The 20,178-nt window shown below is 64.2% G+C and carries 18 protein-coding genes and 1 pseudogene; 12 read left to right on the forward strand and 7 right to left on the reverse strand.

Annotation, left to right across the window (positions count from 1 at the left end; all coding sequences use genetic code 11):
- Positions 1-13: 13 nt before the first annotated feature.
- The 6 genes and pseudogenes from BDB13_RS33725 to BDB13_RS30935 form a co-directional block, all read left to right on the forward strand.
- Positions 14-385 (forward strand): annotated as a pseudogene (locus BDB13_RS33725) (LysR substrate-binding domain-containing protein); the annotation flags it as partial.
- A gap of 646 nt (positions 386-1,031) precedes the next feature.
- On the forward strand, positions 1,032-2,711 hold the full coding sequence (locus tag BDB13_RS30915) for an NTF2-like N-terminal transpeptidase domain-containing protein (RefSeq protein ID WP_094275777.1): 1,680 nt from the start codon (positions 1,032-1,034) through the stop codon (positions 2,709-2,711).
- Positions 2,712-2,749: 38 nt separating this feature from the next.
- Positions 2,750-3,397 (forward strand): alpha/beta hydrolase, encoded by a 648-nt coding sequence (locus BDB13_RS30920; RefSeq protein WP_254923149.1) that lies wholly within the window; start codon positions 2,750-2,752, stop codon positions 3,395-3,397.
- Positions 3,398-3,641: 244 nt separating this feature from the next.
- Positions 3,642-6,920 carry a protein kinase domain-containing protein gene (locus BDB13_RS30925; RefSeq protein WP_094275778.1) on the forward strand — a complete coding sequence of 1,093 codons (3,279 nt, stop codon included), beginning with the start codon at positions 3,642-3,644 and terminating at the stop codon, positions 6,918-6,920.
- Between the two features lie 416 nt (positions 6,921-7,336).
- Complete coding sequence (locus tag BDB13_RS30930) at positions 7,337-8,011, forward strand: trimeric intracellular cation channel family protein (protein WP_094275779.1); 675 nt, start codon at positions 7,337-7,339, stop codon at positions 8,009-8,011.
- A complete protein-coding gene (locus tag BDB13_RS30935; protein ID WP_217902186.1) occupies positions 8,011-9,267 on the forward strand; it encodes an amidohydrolase in 1,257 nt (418 codons plus the stop codon). Before BDB13_RS30930 ends, BDB13_RS30935 begins: the two co-directional genes overlap by 1 nt.
- Positions 9,268-9,348: 81 nt before the next feature.
- On the opposite strand, the gene BDB13_RS30940 is transcribed toward BDB13_RS30935, so the two are convergent.
- The 5 genes from BDB13_RS30940 to BDB13_RS30950 form a co-directional block, all read right to left on the reverse strand.
- Positions 9,349-9,870: an NADPH-dependent FMN reductase gene (locus BDB13_RS30940; RefSeq protein ID WP_254923150.1), complete on the reverse strand. Its 522-nt coding sequence runs from the start codon at positions 9,868-9,870 to the stop codon at positions 9,349-9,351.
- Between the two features lie 1,020 nt (positions 9,871-10,890).
- A complete protein-coding gene (locus BDB13_RS30945) occupies positions 10,891-11,211 on the reverse strand; it encodes a hypothetical protein (protein WP_094275781.1) in 321 nt (106 codons plus the stop codon).
- A gap of 554 nt (positions 11,212-11,765) precedes the next feature.
- Positions 11,766-11,903: a hypothetical protein gene (locus BDB13_RS32540; protein ID WP_176459823.1), complete on the reverse strand. Its 138-nt coding sequence runs from the start codon at positions 11,901-11,903 to the stop codon at positions 11,766-11,768.
- Entirely contained in the window at positions 11,900-12,049 is a 150-nt protein-coding gene (locus BDB13_RS32545) for a hypothetical protein (protein WP_176459824.1), read from the reverse strand. Before BDB13_RS32545 ends, BDB13_RS32540 begins: the two co-directional genes overlap by 4 nt.
- A 102-nt stretch (positions 12,050-12,151) precedes the next feature.
- Positions 12,152-13,564, reverse strand: a complete 1,413-nt coding sequence (locus BDB13_RS30950) for a WS/DGAT/MGAT family O-acyltransferase (protein WP_094275782.1) — start codon at positions 13,562-13,564, stop codon at positions 12,152-12,154.
- Positions 13,565-13,895: 331 nt separating this feature from the next.
- Here BDB13_RS30950 and BDB13_RS30955 point away from each other — a divergent pair, with 331 nt between their 5' ends.
- Both BDB13_RS30955 and BDB13_RS33435 read left to right on the forward strand, forming a co-directional pair.
- A complete protein-coding gene (locus BDB13_RS30955) occupies positions 13,896-14,366 on the forward strand; it encodes a hypothetical protein (protein ID WP_094275783.1) in 471 nt (156 codons plus the stop codon).
- A gap of 419 nt (positions 14,367-14,785) precedes the next feature.
- Complete coding sequence (locus tag BDB13_RS33435) at positions 14,786-14,920, forward strand: hypothetical protein (RefSeq protein WP_254923151.1); 135 nt, start codon at positions 14,786-14,788, stop codon at positions 14,918-14,920.
- Positions 14,921-15,393: 473 nt separating this feature from the next.
- Here the strand turns inward: BDB13_RS33435 and BDB13_RS33440 are convergent, their stop codons facing one another.
- Complete coding sequence (locus tag BDB13_RS33440) at positions 15,394-15,516, reverse strand: hypothetical protein (protein ID WP_254923152.1); 123 nt, start codon at positions 15,514-15,516, stop codon at positions 15,394-15,396.
- Positions 15,517-16,322: 806 nt separating this feature from the next.
- On the opposite strand from BDB13_RS33440, the gene BDB13_RS30975 reads away from it, so the two are divergent.
- The 3 genes from BDB13_RS30975 to BDB13_RS33445 all read left to right on the forward strand — a co-directional run bounded on the left by BDB13_RS30975 (position 16,323) and on the right by BDB13_RS33445 (position 18,313).
- Entirely contained in the window at positions 16,323-16,658 is a 336-nt protein-coding gene (locus BDB13_RS30975) for a hypothetical protein (protein ID WP_094275787.1), read from the forward strand.
- Positions 16,659-17,079: 421 nt separating this feature from the next.
- On the forward strand, positions 17,080-18,018 hold the full coding sequence (locus BDB13_RS30980; protein WP_254923153.1) for a plasmid pRiA4b ORF-3 family protein: 939 nt from the start codon (positions 17,080-17,082) through the stop codon (positions 18,016-18,018).
- A gap of 4 nt (positions 18,019-18,022) precedes the next feature.
- A complete protein-coding gene (locus tag BDB13_RS33445; protein WP_254923154.1) occupies positions 18,023-18,313 on the forward strand; it encodes a hypothetical protein in 291 nt (96 codons plus the stop codon).
- Between the two features lie 960 nt (positions 18,314-19,273).
- On the opposite strand, the gene BDB13_RS30995 is transcribed toward BDB13_RS33445, so the two are convergent.
- A complete protein-coding gene (locus BDB13_RS30995; protein WP_094275789.1) occupies positions 19,274-19,489 on the reverse strand; it encodes a hypothetical protein in 216 nt (71 codons plus the stop codon).
- A 6-nt stretch (positions 19,490-19,495) separates the two neighbouring features.
- On the opposite strand from BDB13_RS30995, the gene BDB13_RS31000 reads away from it, so the two are divergent.
- The gene (locus BDB13_RS31000) at positions 19,496-20,152 is read left to right on the forward strand and encodes a trimeric intracellular cation channel family protein (protein WP_094275790.1); all 657 of its coding nucleotides are present in this window, start codon (positions 19,496-19,498) and stop codon (positions 20,150-20,152) included.
- The last annotated feature ends 26 nt before the right edge of the window (positions 20,153-20,178 follow it).

Consider the following 20,178-nt stretch of genomic DNA (forward strand, 5'->3'; position numbering starts at 1 on the left):
GCTTGCCTGCGGAGCGTCATATCGCCTGCCCCGTGCTCTCCCACTCTGCCAGCTCGCACACCTCAAACGACCAGTTCAGTTCACGCTGCCGCGCGGTGCGGGGATCCGTTCGGCTCTCCACGCGAGCTTCGCCGAGGCCGGCCTGCACGCTCACATCGCCTTCGAGGCGAGCGATCCGCGGGTCGCGGCTCGACTCGCACAGCGAGGGCTCGGAACGGCGATTCTGCCCGCATCCGAGGTCTCGGGGGACGATGACCGAGGGCTGGTCCGCGCGGTCGCGATCCCGCCGCGGGTGTGGGCCCGCCTCGCTCTGGTGTGGCGAGCGCAGGGGCCGCTGAGCCCGGCCGCGGACGCCCTCAGCGCGCTGGTCACAGCGCGAGCATGATGTGGCTCGTTCCGACGGGCTGTATCTGGCTGAGCTCCATCACGAAATCGGAGACACATCCTAGTCCAGTTAAGGAGGCCAGCGACCGCTACCCGACATTCGAACGGCTGCTTGCCCTGGCCGCTCTGTTGACGTAGTCGTCAGGAATGCGTTCTTCCCGCTCGATTGCCGAGCCGTCCACCGTGGCGCAGTACGTGGCAAGCTTTTCCAGAAAGCGGTCGACCTTCGTAGATTCAGTCGTTGTGAATTCTGTTGCGCGGCATTGGGTGGTGGGTGGGTGTGGTTGTGGGGCCGACTTCGTGTGTCGGGTTGTCCCTTGGGTTTTTCGTGTTGTGGGCGGGCAAGGTTCGGCCGCTAGACGGTGAACGGCAGGTTTCTACGGAACATGCTCTGGAACACTGTCATTCGCGGTCCTTCTCGTCGGGAGGTGCAAGGTCAGTTTCGGGTGGAGGCGGGCGATCCGTGCGGGGGCCGAAATTCTGCACTCGCTGTCCAGGTAGCGGGTACTTTTCTGCGCTGAAACCTGATTGCGGTTGCAGTTCGATGCCGCCTCGATGGCTCAGATGACGCCTCCTGGCTCGACCGTGACACGTTCGTAGGCATCCCGTGCTTGTTACCGGTGTGACTGGAGTGAAGAGTTGCTGCAATGGGGACCGGATCACAGATAAGCCGTCGCGGGAAATACGTTATTGCCTCGATAGCTGCTGTCGTTATGACAGTGGCACTCGCATCGTGCGTCGTCGGGGGAGACAAGAAGACCGATGCCGCTTCGGTGGTCGAAGACTTTGTCAATGCCCTCAACAATCGTGACATCGACGCCGCCGCCGACCTCACCTCGTACCCCAACGCCGCCCGCGCATCGATCGCGCAGATGTTTGACGGCCTCGACGCGAAGTCGACAGATTTCGACGTCGCGCAGGTTATGGACCTCGGTAACGACTCCGCATTCTTCACACTCGATGCCGCCTGGAACTTCGGCGAAGGCAAAGACTGGACCTACCAGTCGCAAGGCGAAGTCCGCGACCTCTCCGTCGGTTGGCGCTTGTCCTGGGATCCGGCCGTCATCGTTCCCGGCCTCGGCAATGGACGCACAGTCTCCTACACCCGGACCGATGCGGCGCCGCCCAAGGTCGTCGACGCCGGCGGCACTCTGCTTATGAACGAGCAGACCATCAACGCCATCACCCTCGACCCGGCAACAATGCCCGATCCCGTCGACACCACCACGCGACTCGCGAAAGTCATCGAACCCGTCGCTCCGCTCGTGACGTCGGAATCGATGCTCGCCGACCTCGCGGCGAACCCCGGCAAGCCGGTCACCGCGGTACTCCTCCGTGACCCCGACTACGCCTATCTCGAAAGCGATTTCGCCATCCCCGGCGTTGTAGTTGTCAAGACACCCAAGTTGATCGCGTCGGACAGGCGGATCGGCTCGCCGCTCCTGGATCCGCTGCGCACTGTGTGGCAGGCAAACCGCGACGCCACCGCAGGATGGGCCGTCAACCTCGTTGATTCGGGCGGTGTGCCGACCAAGCAAGCCGGCGTCCAAGGGCCTCCCGGTCCTGATGTAGCCGCAACCTTGGACTCTCACACACAACTCGCGGCCATCGAGGCTGTCGTCAGTGCCGGAACTCCCGCAGCCATCGTCGCGATCCGACCCTCTGACGGTGCGATTCTTGCTGCAGCACAAAACAATCAGGCAATCGAACAGGGGCCGATCGCATTTACCGGACTACGTCCGGCCGGGGGTGCCCTCGACCTCGTCCGGTTCGCCGCCTCAATTCAGAACGGCGTCGACCCCCGTGCGGTGTCTCCCGAACAATTGGCGAGTACCGCGCAGCAACTCGGCCTGGGTAACGGATTCAACATCCCCGGCTTGGACCAACAGACGGCCGTATTTGCGTCCGACCGCCCGGGTAGCAATCAGTCCGTGAGCAACATTCTGGCGTCGAACAAGACAGTGAACACCGGCGATCCGCAGGTCACTCCGTTCGGAATGGCAATGCTCGCAGCATCTATCGCCCGCGGGAGTGCTCCGACGCCGATGATGGTGTTCGGTCAGCCGGTCACCACTGACGTCGCCGCCTCCGCATTGCCGGCCGATGTGAACAACCGTCTGCGCGACTCCATGCGCGGCGCCGGTGGGCTGGTGGGGTACCCCGATCTCATGGCGGCGGGGGCTGCGAGCGGTGACGATCGCTGGTTCTTCGGATCACGCGGTGATCTGGCATTTGCAGTGCTCGTCGCTGACGCGGACGGTGGGGATCGGGCTGTGCAGATGACGGACAAGTTGTTCCAAGAGTTGGCGAAGCCTGCCGGCAAATAGTCTGCCGACAAGGTGACCGCGCCCCGGTGAGTTCATGATTGCCCGACGGCGTCAAGGCCGGCATGTATACGGATTGGCAGAATGTGGATCCGAAACTCGGATTGCACAGGTGGGAAACCTTCCTCACGAAGGAATTGCCGCCGCTCGTCGATGCACGGTTTGCGACCAACGGAGTCAAGGCGATTGCGGGCACGTCGATGGGTGCGCAGGGCGTGATGATGCTTGCGGGGCGACACCCCGGAATGTACAAGGGAGTAGCGGGTTTCAGCGGTTGCTATTCGACGACGGATTTCTGGGGTCGTGCCAGTATTTTGTCGACCGTGACCTCGCGTGGTGGGGACCCGGGCAACATGTGGGGCGAACTTGGCGGACCGGAGTGGGAAGCCCACGACTCACTTCTGCATGCCGAGCAACTTCGGGGAACGGAAATCTACCTTTCCGCGGCGCCGGGTACGCCTGGTGAGAACGAGACATTGCAGACCCCGAGCCTGGCCGATCGTCTGATCGTCGGCGGGACTATCGAGGCGGTATCCAACATGTGTACTCACGCTTTCGACGAACGACTGCGTTCACTCGATATCGCGGCCACCGTGGATTACGAGCCCAACGGCACCCACTCGTGGGGATATTGGCGTCACCGTTTCCCCAAGGCGTGGCCGGCGCTGTCGAAGGCTCTCGGTATCTGATCGCTTCTGTATACGTACAGCAGAGCCGCTTCGGGCCCGGCGCGACGGTCCTGGGCAGCTACGAACTGTACGGCGTCTTGTGCTCTTGCCTCCGTCGGTGACTGCGGACGACCGCGGGTGGCGAATACCGTCCCAGCCACAGACCTCGGCCACGCGCTGCGTTGACGGTGATGCCCGAAGGGAACATCATCGAGAGGTAACACGACGGTGCATCATCGACGATGCCGCAGAATCGAAGTAACCGATGGTCGAGGACGATCCACTCCACACCCGTCGTGACCTGCTTCCGTTCGTCGCGGAAGAGCTGGGAGCGGCGGGCTTCGACGACGCCCGGGAGATCGGGCGCGGCGGATTCGGTGTGGTCTACCGCTGCACCCAGACCGCGCTGGACCGCACGGTGGCGGTGAAGGTCCTCACCGCCGACCTCGGCGAGGAGAACCGGGCACGCTTCTTCCGGGAACAGCGGGCAATGGGGCGCCTGACCGGGCACCCCAACATTGTGGGCGTCCTGCAGGTCGGCGTCACCGACACCGGGCGCCCCTACCTGGTGATGCCGTACCACCGGCAAGGCTCCGTCGATGCCCGGATCCGCCGGCTCGGGCCGCTCGCGCTGGAGGACACGTTGCGTCTCGGGGTCAAGATGGCGGGCGCACTCGAGACCGCGCACCGGCTCGGAATTGTGCATCGCGACGTGAAACCGGCGAACATTCTGCTCACCGACTACGGTGAACCGGCCCTGACGGACTTCGGGATCGCGCACATCACCGACGGTTTCACGACCGCGACCGGAACCGTCACGGGTTCGGCGGCGTTCACCGCCCCGGAGGTACTCGGCGGTGAACCGCCGAGCCCGGCCTCGGACGTCTACGGGCTCGGAGCCACCCTGTTCAGCGCGCTCACCGGGCACGCCGCCTTCGAGCGCCGCAGCGGCGAGCAGGTGGTGACCCAGTTCCTGCGGATCACCGCACAACCAGTACCCGACCTGCGGGAGAACGGCTTCCCCGACGACGTGTGCGCGGTCATCGAGAAGGCAATGTCCCGAGACCCGGGGGACCGGCCCTCCGCATCGGCGCTCGGCGAGGACCTGCGGCAGCTGCAGGTCCGCCACGGGTTCCCGGTCGATGAGATGGCGCTGCGCGCCGAACCGGGGGCCGAGCGGCGGGATCCGCCGCCGCCGCGTGGATGGCGCCCGCCCGCATCGCCCGCCGGTCGGAGAGGCGACAGAAACCTGCCGCTGGAGCTGACGAGCTTCGTCGGTCGCCGCACCGAACTGACCGAGGTGAAGAACCTGCTGTCGGCGTCCCGGCTGGTCACGTTGACCGGGGTCGGTGGCGTCGGCAAGACACGTCTCGCGTTGCGGGTCGCGGCGAACGCACAGCGCGATTTCGCCGACGGGGTGTGGCTGGTCGAGCTGGGCGAGCTGCACGACGAGTCGCTGGTGGTTGCCGCGGTGGCTGCCACCCTCGGAGTGCGCGACCAGTCGGCGCGGCCGTTGCAGGACATTGTGGTGGAGTTTCTGGCCTCCCGGACCTTGTTGCTGGTCCTCGACAACTGTGAGCAGGTGATCAACGCAGTCGCGGGGTTGGCCGAAGCGCTACTGCGCGCATGCCCGCAGTTGAAAATCCTGACGACCACGCGCGAGCCCCTGGGCATCGGCGGGGAATCAGTGCTGCGGGTGTCTCCGTTGTCGGTCCCCGACCCTGACCGGGAGCCGACGCTACGTGTGCTGCCCCGATACGACGCGGTGACGTTGTTCGCCGAACGAGCAGCCGCCGCGGTGCCGGGCTTCGAACTCACCGAGGAGAACAAAACCACGGTGGCCCGGATCTGCCAACGCCTGGACGGGCTGCCACTGGCGATCGAGCTGGCGGCGGCCCGGCTTCGGGCGATGTCGCCACAGCAGATCCTGGAGCGGCTCGACGATCGCTACACGCTGCTGACCCGCGGTAGCCGGGACGCGCCGACGCGGCAGCAGACCTTGCGATGGAGTATCGACTGGAGCTACCACCTGTGCACTCCCGAAGAACAGCAGCTGTGGGGCAGAGTGTCGGTGTTCGCGGGAAGCTTCGAACTCGACGCGGCGGAAGGTGTCTGCGGCGACGACGAGACGCCAGAGGGCCTGCTCGACTCACTGAGCTCACTGGTGGACAAGTCGATCCTGATCCGAGAGGAATCGGACACCGCCGTCCATTTCCGATTGCTCGAGACACTCCATGACTACGGCCGGGAGAAGATCGTGCAGGCCGGCGAATATGCGCCGCTGCGCCGCCGGCACCGGGACTGGTATCGGAAGTTGGTGATCGACGCCGAAGCCGGATGGATCAGCCCTCGGCAACTCAAGCTGATCGGCCGCCTCGATCGGGAGCAGCCGAACATACGGGAAGCGCTGGAGTATTGCCTCTCCGACGATGACGCGGGAGCCGAGGCCGGACTACGTATGGCTACCGCGATGTTTCCGTTCGCGCTCTCCCGCGGTCTGTACAGCGAGGGTCGACAGTGGCTCGACCGCTTCCTCACCCGCCAGACCGGACAGCCGACAGCGGGACGCATCCGGGCGATCTGCGCGGACAGTCTGTTGGCCGCTGTGCAGGGCGACCTGCTGGCGGCGACTGCGCTGGTGGAGGAGGGTCGCGCGCTTGCCGCGCAGTTCACCGACCCCCTGATCCACGCCCTCCTCGACCACGCCTACGGGGAACTGGCACTGTTCCGTGGTGATCTTCCCCGCGCCGCCTCACATCTGGAGAAGGCGCTGGAGGTGTTCGACGCCCGCGGCGACCTCACACTGCAAGTCGGTGTACTGCACATACTCGGTTTGGCGTACGACCTGCTCGGCGAATCGCAGCGGTCGATCGGCTGTTACGAAAAGGCGCTCGCGATCACCGAATCTCACGGGGAATCGGTGTATCGCTCGTACACGCTGTGGGCCATGGGTGTCGCGGTCTGGAGACAGGGTGACCTAGGTCGAGCGGTGGGGCTGCTCGAGCTGGCGCTGGCGCTCGCCGAACAGGTGAACGATCCGCTCACCTGCGCGGTGTGCCTGGAGGTGCTGGCCTGGATTGCCGCCGGGGAACGGAATGCGCGGCGCGCCGCCGTGCTGCTGGGAGCCGCCGAGGAGTTGGCGCACTCCGTCGGCAGCGTCACGATCGTGTTCCCCACGCTGCTGCCCTACCAGGAGGAATGCGAGAAGACGACGCGGCGCGCGCTCGGCGAGCAGGCGTTCGGGGCGGCCCGGCGGGAGGGTCGGCGCATGGGTATGGCTGGGGCGCTCGCGTATGCGCTCGGCCGGCAACCCCCGGATACGGCGCACACTGGCGGGCCGTCGGTGGAGTTGACCAAGCGTGAGCGTGAGGTTGCCGACCTCGTCGCTCAGGGCCTGACCAACAAACAGATCGCCGCCACATTGGTGATCTCGCCGCGCACCGCGCAGGGCCATGTGGAGCACGTCCTCACCAAACTCGGGTTCACCTCGCGCGCGCAGATCGCTGCCTGGGTGGTCGAGCAGTCCCGGAACGAGCCGGTCTGAGTTCGCGGCCGCACCTACGTGCTCGGGTAGGTGGCCACCCTTGTCTTTCGGTGGGTGCGATGGCCCTGAAGGGTCGCAATCTCTAGAGAGTGACCTGGGTCACCTGTTTGGCAGGGGGCGTCGGTCACGGCGGGCGCGATCTTCCGCCGGGAGTGTCGCGGAGAGTGCGGTGAGAGCCGCTATCGGCGCACCGCGGAATGGCACGCAGAGTCGGGGATGTTTCCGCTTCTGCAACGCAGACCGAGAAAGGGGTTTTGGAAATCGTTTCACTGCAAGGGATTACATTCCGTGGTCACTATCGAATCATCTGGCGAAACGTCGCCGTGTTGCTCAAGGGCATTCGAATGTGAGCGTAGGGCGATTATCGTGCGAAGGGTGCCGCTGGTTCGCGTTGTGGCCGGAGAGGGGCAGGTGTGATGGCGTCTGTCACTGCGTCGGTGCCGGATCTTTTTCGGGCGCTCGATCTGACTGGGGTGTTCGCCAATGCGTTGCTCGGTGGTGCAGTCGCGCGCAGTCACCGCCTCGATCTGGTCGGGTTCGCGGTGCTCGCGATCGTGTCGGGGCTCGGTGGGGGCATCATTCGTGACACGTTGTTGCAGCACGGTACGCCGGTGGCGTTGACGGACTACGCGTATGTGACGACGGCGTTGATCGGCGCGGTGGTCGCGTTCGCGGTGCGGTTCGAGGGGCGCGGCTGGGATCGGTTGTTTCCGTTCATAGATGCTCTGGCATTGGGTTGTTGGGCCGCGGCCGGTGCGCAGAAAACGCTCACGGTCGGGTTGGGGTGGATGCCGGCGGTGTTGTTGGGCACGGTGACCGCGGTCGGTGGTGGCGTGGTCCGTGACATTGCGGTGGGCAGGATCCCGGCGATATTCGGTGGGAATACCCTGTATGCCACGTGCGCACTGGTTGCCAGTGGCACGCTGGTGCTGGTTCAGTATTGCGGGTACCCGCAGGCCGGTCTGGTTGCCGCAACGGCGGTAGGTGCGGTGTTGTGCTTGCTTGCGCGTTGGCGGGGTTGGATTCTGCCGGAACGTATCGCGTGGCGGTATTCGGAGCGTTTCCGGCGTCGCAGACGGAAGGAGAAGTGATGTCCACGAACTCGCGGAACGCGACGGTGTTGGCCGGTTTGGCTGGTATCCGAGGGTGGCAGGAAGAGCTCTACCGGGACCTGCACGAGCATCCGGAACTCTCGCATCAGGAACACCGCACCGCAGGGATCGTCGCGAAAAGATTACGTGCGACAGGGTTTTCGGTGCACGAGGGCGTCGGTGGCACCGGGGTGGTCGGGGTGTTGCGGGGCGGTGACGGTCCGACTGTGCTGTTGCGGGCCGACATGGACGCCCTTCCGATCAGGGAGGCGACGGGTCTGCCGTACGCCAGCACGGCTGTCTCGTCGGATGCGGCCGGGGACGAGGTGCCGGTCATGCATGCGTGCGGTCACGATGTGCATGTTGCGTGCCTGCTCGGCGCAGCGCAGCTGCTCGCCGACGGCAGAGAACACTGGAACGGCACCGTGATCGCTCTGTTCCAACCGGCGGAGGAAGCCGGCGACGGTGCCCGGGCGATGGTCGACGATCGTCTGGGAGAGTTGTTCCCGAAGGTCGACGTCGCCCTCGCCCAGCATGTGCTGCCTGCTCCGGCGGGGGTGGTGGGCACCCGTAGCGGGCCGGTCCTGTCCGCGGCGGACAGTATGCGGATCACCGTCCACGGGCGAGGTGGCCACGGGTCGATGCCGCAGGCGACGGTCGATCCGGTGGTGTTGGCGGCGATGATCGTGGTCCGGTTGCAGACCGTGATCTCGAGGGAAGCCGTGCCCGGGGAACCCGCAGTTCTGACGGTCGGGCGTATCGCTGCCGGAACGAAGAGCAATGTGATCGCCGATCATGCGGTACTCGAGCTCAATGTCAGGACGTACAGCGAGGCGACTCGTACGGCGATCCTCGATGCGATCCGCCGGATCGTGACGGCTGAATGTCAGGCTTCGCGGTCGCCGAAGGATCCCGAGTTCGAGTTGTTCGACCGTTTTCCGTTGACCGACAACGACTCTGATGCGACCTCGCGGGTTGCGGCTGCGTTCGCTGCGCATTTCGGCGAGCGTAGTCGGCCGCTGCCGATGCAGACCGCGAGTGAGGATTTCAGTGACATTCCGACAGCTCTGGGTGTGCCGTACACGTATTGGGGTTTCGGCGGTATCGATCCTGATGTCTACCGGCGGGCTGAGCTGGCGGGTCGGGTGTCGGAGGATGTTCCGGTCAATCACTCGGCTGTCTTCGCGCCGGTGATTCAACCTACGCTCGATACCGGGACGGAGGCGCTGGTCGTGGCTGCGCTGGCGTGGCTCTGACACCGTCGTCGCGCCGGGTAGTGGTGGTGATGCTGCCCGTTCGCGCGCAGGAACCGATCGCTGTGACTGCGTGCTAGCGCGCTAGCGCGGTAGCACGGTGAGGACCCGGTGGATGTGATTGCGGAACTCGGTCATGTAGTTGCGCAGGAATTTCTCGGTGGAGGCGTTGTGTACTGTGCCGTCGTCGCCGAACACCTCGGGTGTGTAGTGGATGTAGGCCTCCGGCGCGGTCATCTGTCGGGCGTTGCAGAAACTGAGTACCGCCCGCAGGCTCTGCTGACCGACGGCGGTGCCGATCGCGCCGATGGATGCGCCGATCACGGCAGCGGGGATGTGATCGAACGAGTTCTGGCCCCACGGACGCGACGCCCAGTCGATCGCGTTCTTCAAAGCTCCGGGGATCGAGCGGTTGTACTCGGGCGAGACGAAGAGCACCGCATCCACTCCGGAAATCGCGTCCTTGAGTGCGGTGCCTTCGACAGGATCCGGTTGATGGAGGTGGAGGAGAGGCTGCCGACGAAGTAGCCGACCTTGTAGGTGCTCATGGTGGTTCGGCCTTTCTGCTTTTGCAGTTTCCGCCGCTCGCAGCTCCGCGTGTCTCACGTCGAGGCGGTTCGGTTTCGACGGTGCTTCGGCATTGGCGCCGATTCGCCTCTCCCATCGTTGTTCCGGCTGCTTTCTGAGCACCGCCCCGGCAAACCGGACGTGTGCTGCACCAATTCGGACATCCGAAAGGCAACCGCCGCATAGTGTCTGCGTCGAACCATCTGATCGTAGCCCGCCACCGCCAGTGAGGCGGTGGTTAGAAGCGAGCTGCGCATGCCTGCACAGTCGGCTCTATCGTCCGCCGCATCGACGAGATCACGCAGACGATGAGATCAGTCATCGCATGCGCTTCGGGGTGCCGGCGGCAGGAACCTGCGCAGTCGTCTTTGTCCGACTTCGCGTCAGCCGTCGCTGAAGATCATTGGGTGCGCACCTTGTCTGTGGTGCACCCGATGGTGATGGCCGGTTCGTGATCACGGTGAGCGGTGCATGAGATCCGGAAAGGGTCGCCACATCGACCTTTGGAGGTAGTGATGAGCGAAGTTTGCGTGATGCACTGATTGGCGCGTGGAAGTTGGTGTCGTATCAGGAGCTCCGATCGACGGATCTGATCCGTTCGAACCGCTCGGCCACGAGCCGCGCGGCTTGATCATCTGCGCGCCGGACGGGTAAATGTCGGGACAGCTGTCCACGCCCGTCGGATCGGCGCTCGGTCGCGGCTTTCGTCGCGGCTGCAGCCGCGACACTCGATGGCATCGACGTTTTATTGTCCCGCGCAACGGGATAACTGCTCCGTGAGAGTTGAAGCCCCCGGCCGAGGCGATGAGAGGCCGGGGGCTGTCCAACGTCATCCGCATTGAGCACACAACACGCAAGACCCACTATCCGCGTGAGCTGACCCCTCACAACCGGCTCCGCATGCTCACAGTAGGCAGATCGGCGACAGAAGTACAGAGCAGGAGATGGATATCCGTCTAGTTCAGATTAGTCCCTGATCTCACGATGAGAGCTGGGAATCTTTCGACGTTCGAGACTTGAATCCGTTTGGCATGAAATTGGATTCACGCTTCAGCGTGGTCAGCGGATCGGTGTATCGGAGAGTCGATCGAGACAGTGCAGGATCCGGTCGGGTGCCTCCCACACGTTCACGCAGGGAACGCCATTGCTGACGACTTTCTGCATCGTCGTCGCCTCCGACGGCGAGCAGATCCCGCCCAGAACGTCCTCGGTTGCGATGGCGCACACGAGCGGTCCCGCGGCGAATGTTCGGGTCAGCTCGAGCGCATGTTCTGGCGCCCATTGACGCATCGCGGCCCAGTGCGCCACCTCGCGCAAGTCGGAGGGGTGTCCGATGAACAGGACGAACCTCGAGTTGGTGGCCATTTTCGGTGATCTCATCAGTCCTCGTCTCTTCCTACGATTGAGAAGACAATCCGGCGGCACTGTCGTCCGGGGCGGGCGCGCACGGCGCCTGGTGCCCGGGCCTCGGGGACGTGGAAGCGGAAAGATCCCGCCGGCCGGTGGATCTTCTCGTGCGGCGAAGGTGCAAAACATGCAACGAGTGGCGGGCGTGGTCGCTGCACGGCTGGTGCTGACGCGATCGTTCTCTGTCGACGTGTGCGCAGTGACGGATGTGTTCGAGGCGTTCCGCCGCAACGGGTTAGGGATATGAATCATGCATTTCGAGGTTTGCGGTCCTGTTGATGGATTCGGCGGCATAGGCGAAGGCGGCCGGACGTGTGAAGGGGAAGTATCCGAAACTGATTCCGCTGCAACGTAAGAAGCTTCCTCGGCGACTATCGGAGGGGTGGCTATAGCGGGGCGTAGCTGGTGGAGATCAGCGGTCTGTCCTGGTCCACGATGTACGCGATGCGATGTTGCGTCGAGCCGGGAACCGTCGATCCGGGAACTAGGAGGCATGACGACCCAGCCGCAGCAGCGCCGCTGGCCGGCTACTCGTCCGGCCGCATCAGGTGTACACCCAAGCGGGACGCCTGGCTGCCGCGGCGCCGAAGTGCTGCCTGAAGTGCGGCGGTGCCGCCGATCCCGACAGTCAGCACCAGCAGCAGTTGTGTCACGTTCGCGTTCATGCGAACCTCCTCTTGCGGGGTGCCCTGGGAGCGGGCGCGGGGCTGTCGGCGAACATGGCCTCGATCCGGGCCTTGATGTCCTCGGTACTCATCGACCCTCCGGGTGCGGCGCGGCGGGGGATTGCGGGTGTCTTCGATGCGTTCATTCGTTTACTTCCTTTGTCGAGGTTGCGAATTCGGCCATGCCGGAGCAGTTGCTGTTGTGGACGTCGGATCATGCGGGTGGTGAATCATCTCGGTGTCGTGGTTTACAGGCCGAGGGCGTGTTCGAGGGCGCCGAGTTCGTCGTCGAGATGGTCGAGCAGCGGTGCCAGTGGTGGCAGGGCGCGCCGGCAGGCGGTGAGCCCGAACGCGATCTCGTCGTCGGTGCTGGTGCAGGTGATGTTCAGGGCCTGTCCGTCGACCGGGATGGACAGCGGGTACAGCGCGGTCAGTCGGGCGCCGTTCCAGTACAGCGGCGTGCTGGGTCCGGGCACGTTGGAGATCATCACGTTCGGTGGGCGGATCGGGCCGCCGAGTCCGAGCATGCTTAGCGCGAGTGGTGCGGTGCCGAGGGCGCTCATCGCCAGGATCTGCGCCGAACTGCGGGTGCGCATCGCGTTCTTGCCTTCGCGCATGGAGACACGCACCGCGTCGAACCGCGCTGCGGGGTTGGCGAGGTGGGTGGCGAGGTTGCACATCAGCACTCCGATTTCGTTGCCCGCCTTGGTTTCCTGACCTTGGTCGCGCAGTGAGACGGGAACCATCGCGATCAGCGGGTCGGCGGGCAGTGCATCGAGGTCGTTCATGTAGGTGCGCAGGGCGCCGGAGCACATCGCGAGCACCACATCGTTGACGGTGGCGTCGGCGAACTTGGCGACCAGGCGGAGGCGTTCGATGGGCCAGGACCGGGCCGCGAACCGTCGGGCGCCGCCGATCGGCACGTTCAGCATGGATTTGGGTGCGGAGAGGGTGAGGGGTCCGCCGCGTTGGCGGCGGGCCCGGTCGATGGTGCCCGCGATCGCGGGCACCATCCCGGCGACCTCTCCGGCGACCTCTCCGGCGGCACTGCGGGCGGCGCGCAAGGCGGCTGCGGGCAGGTCGAAGGGGCCGGGGCCGCCGGCGGGCGGGTTCGGGACCAGACGGAGGGCGGGTCGCTCGCGGACAAGCGGCTCCCACGGGGCGGGCATGCCGGAGACGTCGGGGTCTTCGCTGAGTGCGCTGCGCAGCAGTTTCATCGCGGACACGCCGTCGGCGAGGGCGTGGTGGATCTTCATGTACGCCGCGAAACGGCCGCCGGTGAGGCCCTCGATCAGGTGCATCTCCCACAGCGGCCGGCTGCGGTCGAGCAATCCGGAGTGCAGGCGGGCGACCAAGGTCATCAGTTCGGTGATCCCGCCGGGCGCCGGTAGTGCGTCGTGGCGGATGTGGTGGCCGAGATCGACGGGAGTGCCTTCCTCCCAGCCCCACTGGCCCAGTGTGGTCACCGATCGGCGGGCCCGCTTGCGCAGGAGCGGGGCCACGGTGCCGCGGGCGAGCGCGGCGTCGAGCATCGCCCGCATAGTCTGGGCGTCGGCGCCGTCCGGCGGTTCGAACAGGGCCAGGCCTCCGACGTGCATCGGGTGGTCGCGGGATTCGCCGAGCAGGAACATCGAATCGGTCGGTGACATCGGGAGCAGCATGCGTGTCCTTCACTGTTTCTGAGGTCGTGGTCGGTGTGTGCGGGCTCCGACTTCAGGAGCTGATATTCGACGTAGGTGCCAGCCGTTGATGCATGTGGTATTGATCACACATGGTGTGTTGTTTTTCAGTTCTACAGCACGGCCCGCGGTCCTGGAGTCTGGCCGAATATTCGTCCTGTACTGGACGTTTGGATGTTTGGATAGTTGGCAGGTGGGAACCTGTGAGTTGGAACTATTCAATTAAACGTCGTGATATGACTCACATTTTCAGCTTCGGTTGGTGCCGCAAACGCGGTTCACGTCCGTAGTTTGAGAGAAGGAGTAGTGCGGAATGACTCAGGACCACGCCACGCCCTCTGCCTCCGCGGCCGGGTCGTCGCGCAGGCTTGCTGACATGTGTTCGGGCGGTGACGAAATCCTTGACACCGCCCGTGGTGGCGGAGTGAGCGGTGCCACCGCTGCCCGGAATCCGACAGTGTCCGCACCCGAAGCCTCGCCGGATCGATACCTACTCGCGGTGGACCTCGCGGTGGACCTCGCGGTCGACCTCGCGGTCGACGGATTCGACGAACGCGAACACTGCCCGCCGCCCTCTTCCGGCAACGCCACTCGCGGAATGGTGGAAGCGGAATGCGATCGGGAGGGGTGTGCGGGACCGAGGGCGACCTGCGTGTCGGTGCAGCCTCACCCGGTTCGGAGGGTGTTGCAGTTCTCGGGGGAGGTGATCGTGTGGCCCGAACCGAGTCCGCTCGATTCGTGGTGGGAGCGCGTGGTCCATGGGCATCTCGCTCCGCCGCGCTGACGATGCGCCCGATCCTCGGTGCAGAGGGCGGTGGGTGCGAGCTTGGGGTTATATCGGTGCGCGATCGTGTGCGAAGCATGGTGCCGATGGTCTCGATGCGCCCACTTGTCTCGCAACCGGAAATCCTTGGATACCACAAAGAAGCCGACCAGTTACGATCCGCAAACCCGCGAGTTCAGATCCAAAGTAAGTGTAACCGTGAATGAACTGGTATCTCTTTCGTCTGGAATCTACATTGCTTATGGTGATATCAATTAACGCTCACGCGGACGTATCACCGTCTCTCTGATCGATAAAGCAATATGATCGGCGAGGACGCAAGATCGATCTATTTCGGTAAATGTCGACTGCACATTTTCGGTGCTCTCTCGTTAAACATTTACCGTGTTCGGCATTCCCCCAACCAGGAAGGCTCAACCATGCCCGATTTCTTTGGCGCAATCTCGGCATTCATCGAATTCTGCTTCAAATTTGGTTCCTCCGGCGGAAGCGGCGCCGGCACCGGTACGGGTAGTGGTAGCGCCGGAAGCAGTGGCGGTCACGGCCCGGAATAGTCCCGGATGGACGGCGAAGGACCCGTACAATTCGTGTGAGGCCTTCAGGTTCTGGCGGTCGTTGCAACACCCCAAACCGTGGGAGTTGCAACGACCGCTGAGAATCGGTCACAGAGCATTCGTCACCAATGTTGCCGTGTGACAGCCGGTATCTGGTCAGGTGCTTTGACCGCGTGTCGGTCATGGCCTCGTATCAGGCTGCGAGACAACAGATCATGTGTCCCGGACAACGTAGTGACCAACTCATCGAACTGGTCGAAACGTTTGACCAGGGGAACGTCGAATTGAAGGCCAGGATCGCGGACTAATGTGGCACCGAAATCGGTGCGCACCAAGTCCGGGCGCAAACCCGGCGCGCAGCGAGAATCCTACTGCGCGAACACGTTGCGAGCATCGCCGCTTCCTGTGCGAGATCGGCCGGATTTCGTTGCAGCCGTGCCGTTTCGCATCGCCGATTCTCGTCCACGGATTCGCTACACATGAGTCAGCTCGTCGAAGAGAACCTGTGCGAGGTCGCAGTGTTCGTAGGTGCGGCCATGATGAAAGGCAACGACCAATGTGCGTTTGCCCCAGGGGGTAGCCGACAGCGCGGACATGGCCGGACTGGATCGGAGTCGGATACACGAAAAACCATCCTGTGGTCGGTGACGCGGACGATGAGCGAAAGCAACAGACGCGACCGTTACTGCGCCGATCGTCGAATCTGGCAGTGTGCCGGGTAATCAGCACCTGCGAGCATCCGTTTCACGCTGATATCGATATCGGTATCGCTCGGGAGAGAATCACTTGTATGGATTTCGTTGTACGGCCCGTCTCGACCCTGTCTAAGGTAAGCGCGGCGTTGTGGAAGCGAACAATTCGCGACTTCGTGAGGGGTATCCCGGCGTCGATTGGCTGACCGTCGTGAACCTGAGTGTCATCGTCGTCCATGATCAGCATCCGGGTGGGAATTCGATTCCTGGACGCGGCGTGGTGTTGAGGGCGGGTTTGCGGTCCCGACCTCGTCGCGTGGGGTGAGCTCTTTTCCCGACCGCTCGATGTCGGGAACGGTGGAATGTGGGTGGACGGCCGTCATCGCGCAGCACTTGTTTCGGTGTCGGGTGCAGTCCACGTCGCGTTCGTCGACCCTCGTTGGACGTCGAAATGGGATTGACTTTCGTCGGACACCGAAACAAGGCATGTCCGGCGGCTCACGAACGGGCGGTTCCGCACCGAACTGCCACGCCGGACGAGCAGAGATGTCGACGAGCGGAAGATGTCGGAGCCCTGGCGATTCCCGTGCGCGTCAATGCGAGCAGTGAGCCGGCGCACTGCTCACAGAAACGTCTCCGGCGATCACCTCGTCATGTTCGCGCAGTCTCTCGCATCTGGAGTGACACCTCAATCGAGGAAGGGTCCGCACATGCACGCATCGAAGGCAGGTCTGGACAGTGCTGTTTCCGCTGTGTTTTCTTACGAGTTCGTCGACGGCGATGTCGATGTCGGTCTGATCGAACGGATCCATCGCGGCGCGGTGGATGACTGGATTTCTCATGTTGAGGGGTCAGGGCTCTTCTCGTATTCGGAGGTGTGCGCGATCGCCCAGGGTTGGCGGAGTGAGCCCAAATCGCTGCTCGACGCGTTGCTCGTCGATGTCGATGAGGTCACCGTGAAGCGTTGCGAGGTCGTGTGGGCCGCCCTGGATCGGGTTGCAGATCGACCAACCTCGGGTGTCGATGTAACTGGTCAAGTATTGTGACGGCGTGTCGGCCACAATCTTGTATCTGGCTGCGTAACAACAGGTTCTGTGCCGCGGTCAACCTGTGAGTAACTCGCCGAAATGGTGGCCGCGCGGGCCGCGGAGATCGCGAGATCGACCGAACTCTGGGCGTCGGGTCGCTCCTGAGAGCCAGTGCCCGATACTTCCGACCTTCAGCAGTGTGTCAGCAGGCGCTATTTCGGAGTCGAGCAAGGGGTGCCCAATCTGGTCCGAGGCAACTTTGGTACGGCATCGCTTTCGCTGTGAAGCGGACCCCACTCGACCGACGATGTCGACTCCCCTCACAATCGGGTGGGGCTGCTCGTGGTCGTATCGCAAGGGGATCGGCTATCGGTGAATGGGGCGCTTGTGCACCGTGTGCGGTGTGGCCAGACGGCGGCCCGCATGCCATCCTCGGGGGATGGCACGAACGTGGTTGTCGGTGACGGTGGAGCTGCTCGGCGGGCGCGGCGAGGAACTGTGGCCATGGCCCGGCCGCGTCTTCGCGGTCGGACCGTCGCACACCTTCATGGAACTCGCGAATGCCGTCAACGACGCCTTCGGACGGTGGGACAGGTCCCATCTGTCGATGTTCACCCTTGCCGATGGACGAGTGGTCACCGACGCGGCGACGGGGGCCGAGATGGCTGGGTCGATCGCTGGGCCCATCACCGAGTCGGTGGATATCGAGTCGGCCAAGGTTGCTCGGCTCCTGGGGCCCGGAGCGGAGTTCGGGTTCACTTTCGACCTGGGCGATGACTGGACCCACCGCTGTGTGGTCGGCGGCGACAAGGTCGACCCCGTGGAAGTGCTGGGAATCACGCCAGGGCATCCGCTGCCTTACTGGGGATGGGGCAACATCCCGGACCAGTACGGGCGCCGGTGGGCTGAGGACGACGGGCAGAGCCGGGTTCCGAGCAGACCAACCCAGCCGCATCCGATGTTGCTGCACGCGTGGCCCGGACGCGAACAGGTGCCCCCGCTCGACCTGTCCGAGCTGCGCGAAGCTATCGCGGCAGGAGATGGCGCCCGCTTCCTCGCCGCGGTGAGGGGACATGACGTCGACGACGCGCTGCAACAGGTGGGGGCCGGCCTACCGATGGCACTGGAAACGCGACGAGAGCAGGCCGAGCCGGTGACGCTGTCGGTCGTCAACCGGCTGACTCGGCACGCCGGCGCGGGTGACGAGGTGCTGGCCGAGGACCTGCTCGCGTGTCTGCGCGGCCATCCGCTCGCAGGGCAGGTAGTGCCGGTCGACCTCGAGATGCTCGGTACCGAACTGGAGGGGGATTTGAGTATGTCGGACCGGTGGCTACGTCGACCTGCGCACCGGGGATGTCTGCGACGAGAGCAGCACTGACCCGATGACGGTCGGGGAGGACGCCGCCGTCGACGTGGGGGAGGAGCCCGTCCGTTGGCTCCGGTTCGACCGCACCCGCTCGCGGGACGGTTGGCACGACATGGCGGCCTTCGCCGAGCGGCAGCATGATGCGGCGCTGCGGGAGCGGGCGATCGAGGGTAAGGGTGGGTTCCACCGGTTCCGCGACCTCGTTCATCAGGAGGGCCTCGCCGAACGGTGGTACGTCTTCTCCGCTGATCGCCGGCTGGGTCGTGCCCGCGAGTTCCTCGCCGGCGTGGGCATCCGCGTGGGCTGACCGTCCAGCCACCGTCGTGTGTGGCATCTGTGTCTCTGACCCATCGTCAATCGGCCTGGGCGGGTCGTACCTGAGTGGCCACGAATGCGAAGCCCTCTACTGGGCAGGTTGGCTTCTGCCACTCGAAGTCGACCTCTTGGCCAGGGTCGAGCGCTCGGAATCCATCGATTTCGACCTCACTGAAATGCGCCCAGCAGCCACCGGGGTCTGCGCACAGTCGATGGCGCCCCACCCGTCTTCTCTCTTCCAGAATCGGACAACGCCCCGTGAAGTCACCCTCCGATGATGCAGGAGGTTGCGTCGGTCAGCGATCCCCGAGCCGCATGCGGTGTCTCACAGCTCGGTGCGTCAGAAAGGGCCTTGGTCTCAACAAGTCAACGCATCACTACTGAGATGATGCGTGATCGTGGAGGTATGGATGGGCGAGGCACTCGGATTCATTGTGGAACTGGAGAATCTGATCTGGGATCTTCATCGCCGTGGGGAATCGATACGAGAAATCGAGCGTATCCTCGGAGAAACAATGCCCCGAATTCCAGGTGTGGGATCAGATTGCCGAGCTGGCCCCGGCAGCCTGACCACCGCTCCGCTGATGGCCCGCTGCACCCGAAAACAGCTGCACTCCAAACAACTTGACGGCGCCATCGTGCAGAAGAACGCACGTGGTTGCTGGTACAGCCAGGACACGGCGATCGTCAGGATTCCGTTGACGAGGAGAGCGCCGAAAACCGAAGAGGACAACTGTGATTGGCTCAGCCCTTCTGCCAAGCCCGCGGTTGACATAGCGCTTGGTAACGATCTCCTGAGAGTCCTCGTCCCAGAACGAATTCAAGCTCGGATTGCCGACACGGACACCGACCCGATCTCCGCGCTGGCGAAAAGTGTTCGCCCTCGCCGTCGAGCACACCACCGCTCGCGGACTGATTCGGGTACCGGGAAGTTGAGGAATCCGGCCCGGTCCTACGCGGGCGACTCCGTGCGGGCGATCAGATCACCCGCGCGCAGTCGCACTGCCCGCGATGCCTGTTTGTCTGCGTGTATGAACGTCGCAGTCCGTGCGTTCGCACGGTCGACATTGGCGTCGGGGTCGGCGGGACGAACGGCGCTGACAAGGTCCGGTTCGATGTTATCTGGGAGTTGCGTGGCGTGTGCGTATGTCCCGGAGGGGGTAGACATTCAGCCATGGCATCCGAACCGCTGCTGTTGTTTGTGCTGGATCTGGCGGGAACTTTCGCATTCGCGTTGAACGGTGCATTGACCGCGGCGCGTGCCGTCCGACTGGACATCGTCGGTGTCGTGACGCTGGGCATGATCACCGCTCTCGGTGGTGGCACGGTGCGCGATGTGTTGCTCGACGCCCTTCCTCCGGCGACGTTCATCGATTTGCGATATCTGGCGGTGGCCGCGATCGGAGCGTTGATCGCTTTCGGCCTCAGTTTCCGGTTGGAGCGGTTGGCGATGCCTATCACGGTGCTCGATGCCATCGGTTTGAGCGTGTTCGCGGTCCTCGGGGCGCACAAGGCGCTGGAGTTGGGTTTCGGGGTGGTGCAGTCGGTCATCGTGGGCGCGATCACCGGTGTCGGCGGCGGGACGATCCGCGATGTTGTGATCGGACGTATCCCGACGGTGCTGCGGAGTGAGCTTTATGCCATTCCCGCTCTGATCGGGGCGGCTGGTTTCGCTGTTGCGCACGGTGTCGGTCATGGCGGCGTGGGTGCTGCGTTGGGTGCGGCGGCGGTGTGTTTCGTCGTCAGGATGCTCGGTGTGCGCTTCGATCTGCATGCACCCCGTCCGCCGGGACGCGGTCGATCTGGCGGATCGGACGATCTAGCCGGCTGATAGTTGCCCGACCCACGGGAGGGTGG

The sequence above is a fragment of the Rhodococcus sp. OK302 genome (genome assembly GCF_002245895.1).
Lineage (GTDB): Bacteria > Actinomycetota > Actinomycetes > Mycobacteriales > Mycobacteriaceae > Rhodococcus_F.

Excerpts from the sequence above, each read along its gene's own strand:
- BDB13_RS33435 (WP_254923151.1), top strand. The coding sequence starts at position 14,786 with ATGCCCGATTTCTTTGGCGCAATCTCGGCATTCATCGAATTCTGCTTC.
- BDB13_RS32545 (WP_176459824.1), bottom strand. The coding sequence starts at position 12,049 with ATGAACGCATCGAAGACACCCGCAATCCCCCGCCGCGCCGCACCCGGA.
- BDB13_RS30975 (WP_094275787.1), top strand. The coding sequence starts at position 16,323 with ATGCACGCATCGAAGGCAGGTCTGGACAGTGCTGTTTCCGCTGTGTTT.
- BDB13_RS30955 (WP_094275783.1), top strand. The coding sequence starts at position 13,896 with ATGACTCAGGACCACGCCACGCCCTCTGCCTCCGCGGCCGGGTCGTCG.
- BDB13_RS30980 (WP_254923153.1), top strand. The coding sequence starts at position 17,080 with ATGGCACGAACGTGGTTGTCGGTGACGGTGGAGCTGCTCGGCGGGCGC.
- BDB13_RS30995 (WP_094275789.1), bottom strand. The coding sequence starts at position 19,489 with ATGTCTACCCCCTCCGGGACATACGCACACGCCACGCAACTCCCAGAT.
- BDB13_RS30915 (WP_094275777.1), top strand. The coding sequence starts at position 1,032 with ATGGGGACCGGATCACAGATAAGCCGTCGCGGGAAATACGTTATTGCC.
- BDB13_RS30925 (WP_094275778.1), top strand. The coding sequence starts at position 3,642 with ATGGTCGAGGACGATCCACTCCACACCCGTCGTGACCTGCTTCCGTTC.
- BDB13_RS31000 (WP_094275790.1), top strand. The coding sequence starts at position 19,496 with ATGGCATCCGAACCGCTGCTGTTGTTTGTGCTGGATCTGGCGGGAACT.
- BDB13_RS33440 (WP_254923152.1), bottom strand. The coding sequence starts at position 15,516 with ATGTCCGCGCTGTCGGCTACCCCCTGGGGCAAACGCACATTGGTCGTT.
- BDB13_RS33445 (WP_254923154.1), top strand. The coding sequence starts at position 18,023 with ATGACGGTCGGGGAGGACGCCGCCGTCGACGTGGGGGAGGAGCCCGTC.
- BDB13_RS30945 (WP_094275781.1), bottom strand. The coding sequence starts at position 11,211 with ATGAGATCACCGAAAATGGCCACCAACTCGAGGTTCGTCCTGTTCATC.
- BDB13_RS30935 (WP_217902186.1), top strand. The coding sequence starts at position 8,011 with ATGTCCACGAACTCGCGGAACGCGACGGTGTTGGCCGGTTTGGCTGGT.
- BDB13_RS30950 (WP_094275782.1), bottom strand. The coding sequence starts at position 13,564 with ATGCTGCTCCCGATGTCACCGACCGATTCGATGTTCCTGCTCGGCGAA.
- BDB13_RS30930 (WP_094275779.1), top strand. The coding sequence starts at position 7,337 with ATGGCGTCTGTCACTGCGTCGGTGCCGGATCTTTTTCGGGCGCTCGAT.
- BDB13_RS32540 (WP_176459823.1), bottom strand. The coding sequence starts at position 11,903 with ATGAACGCGAACGTGACACAACTGCTGCTGGTGCTGACTGTCGGGATC.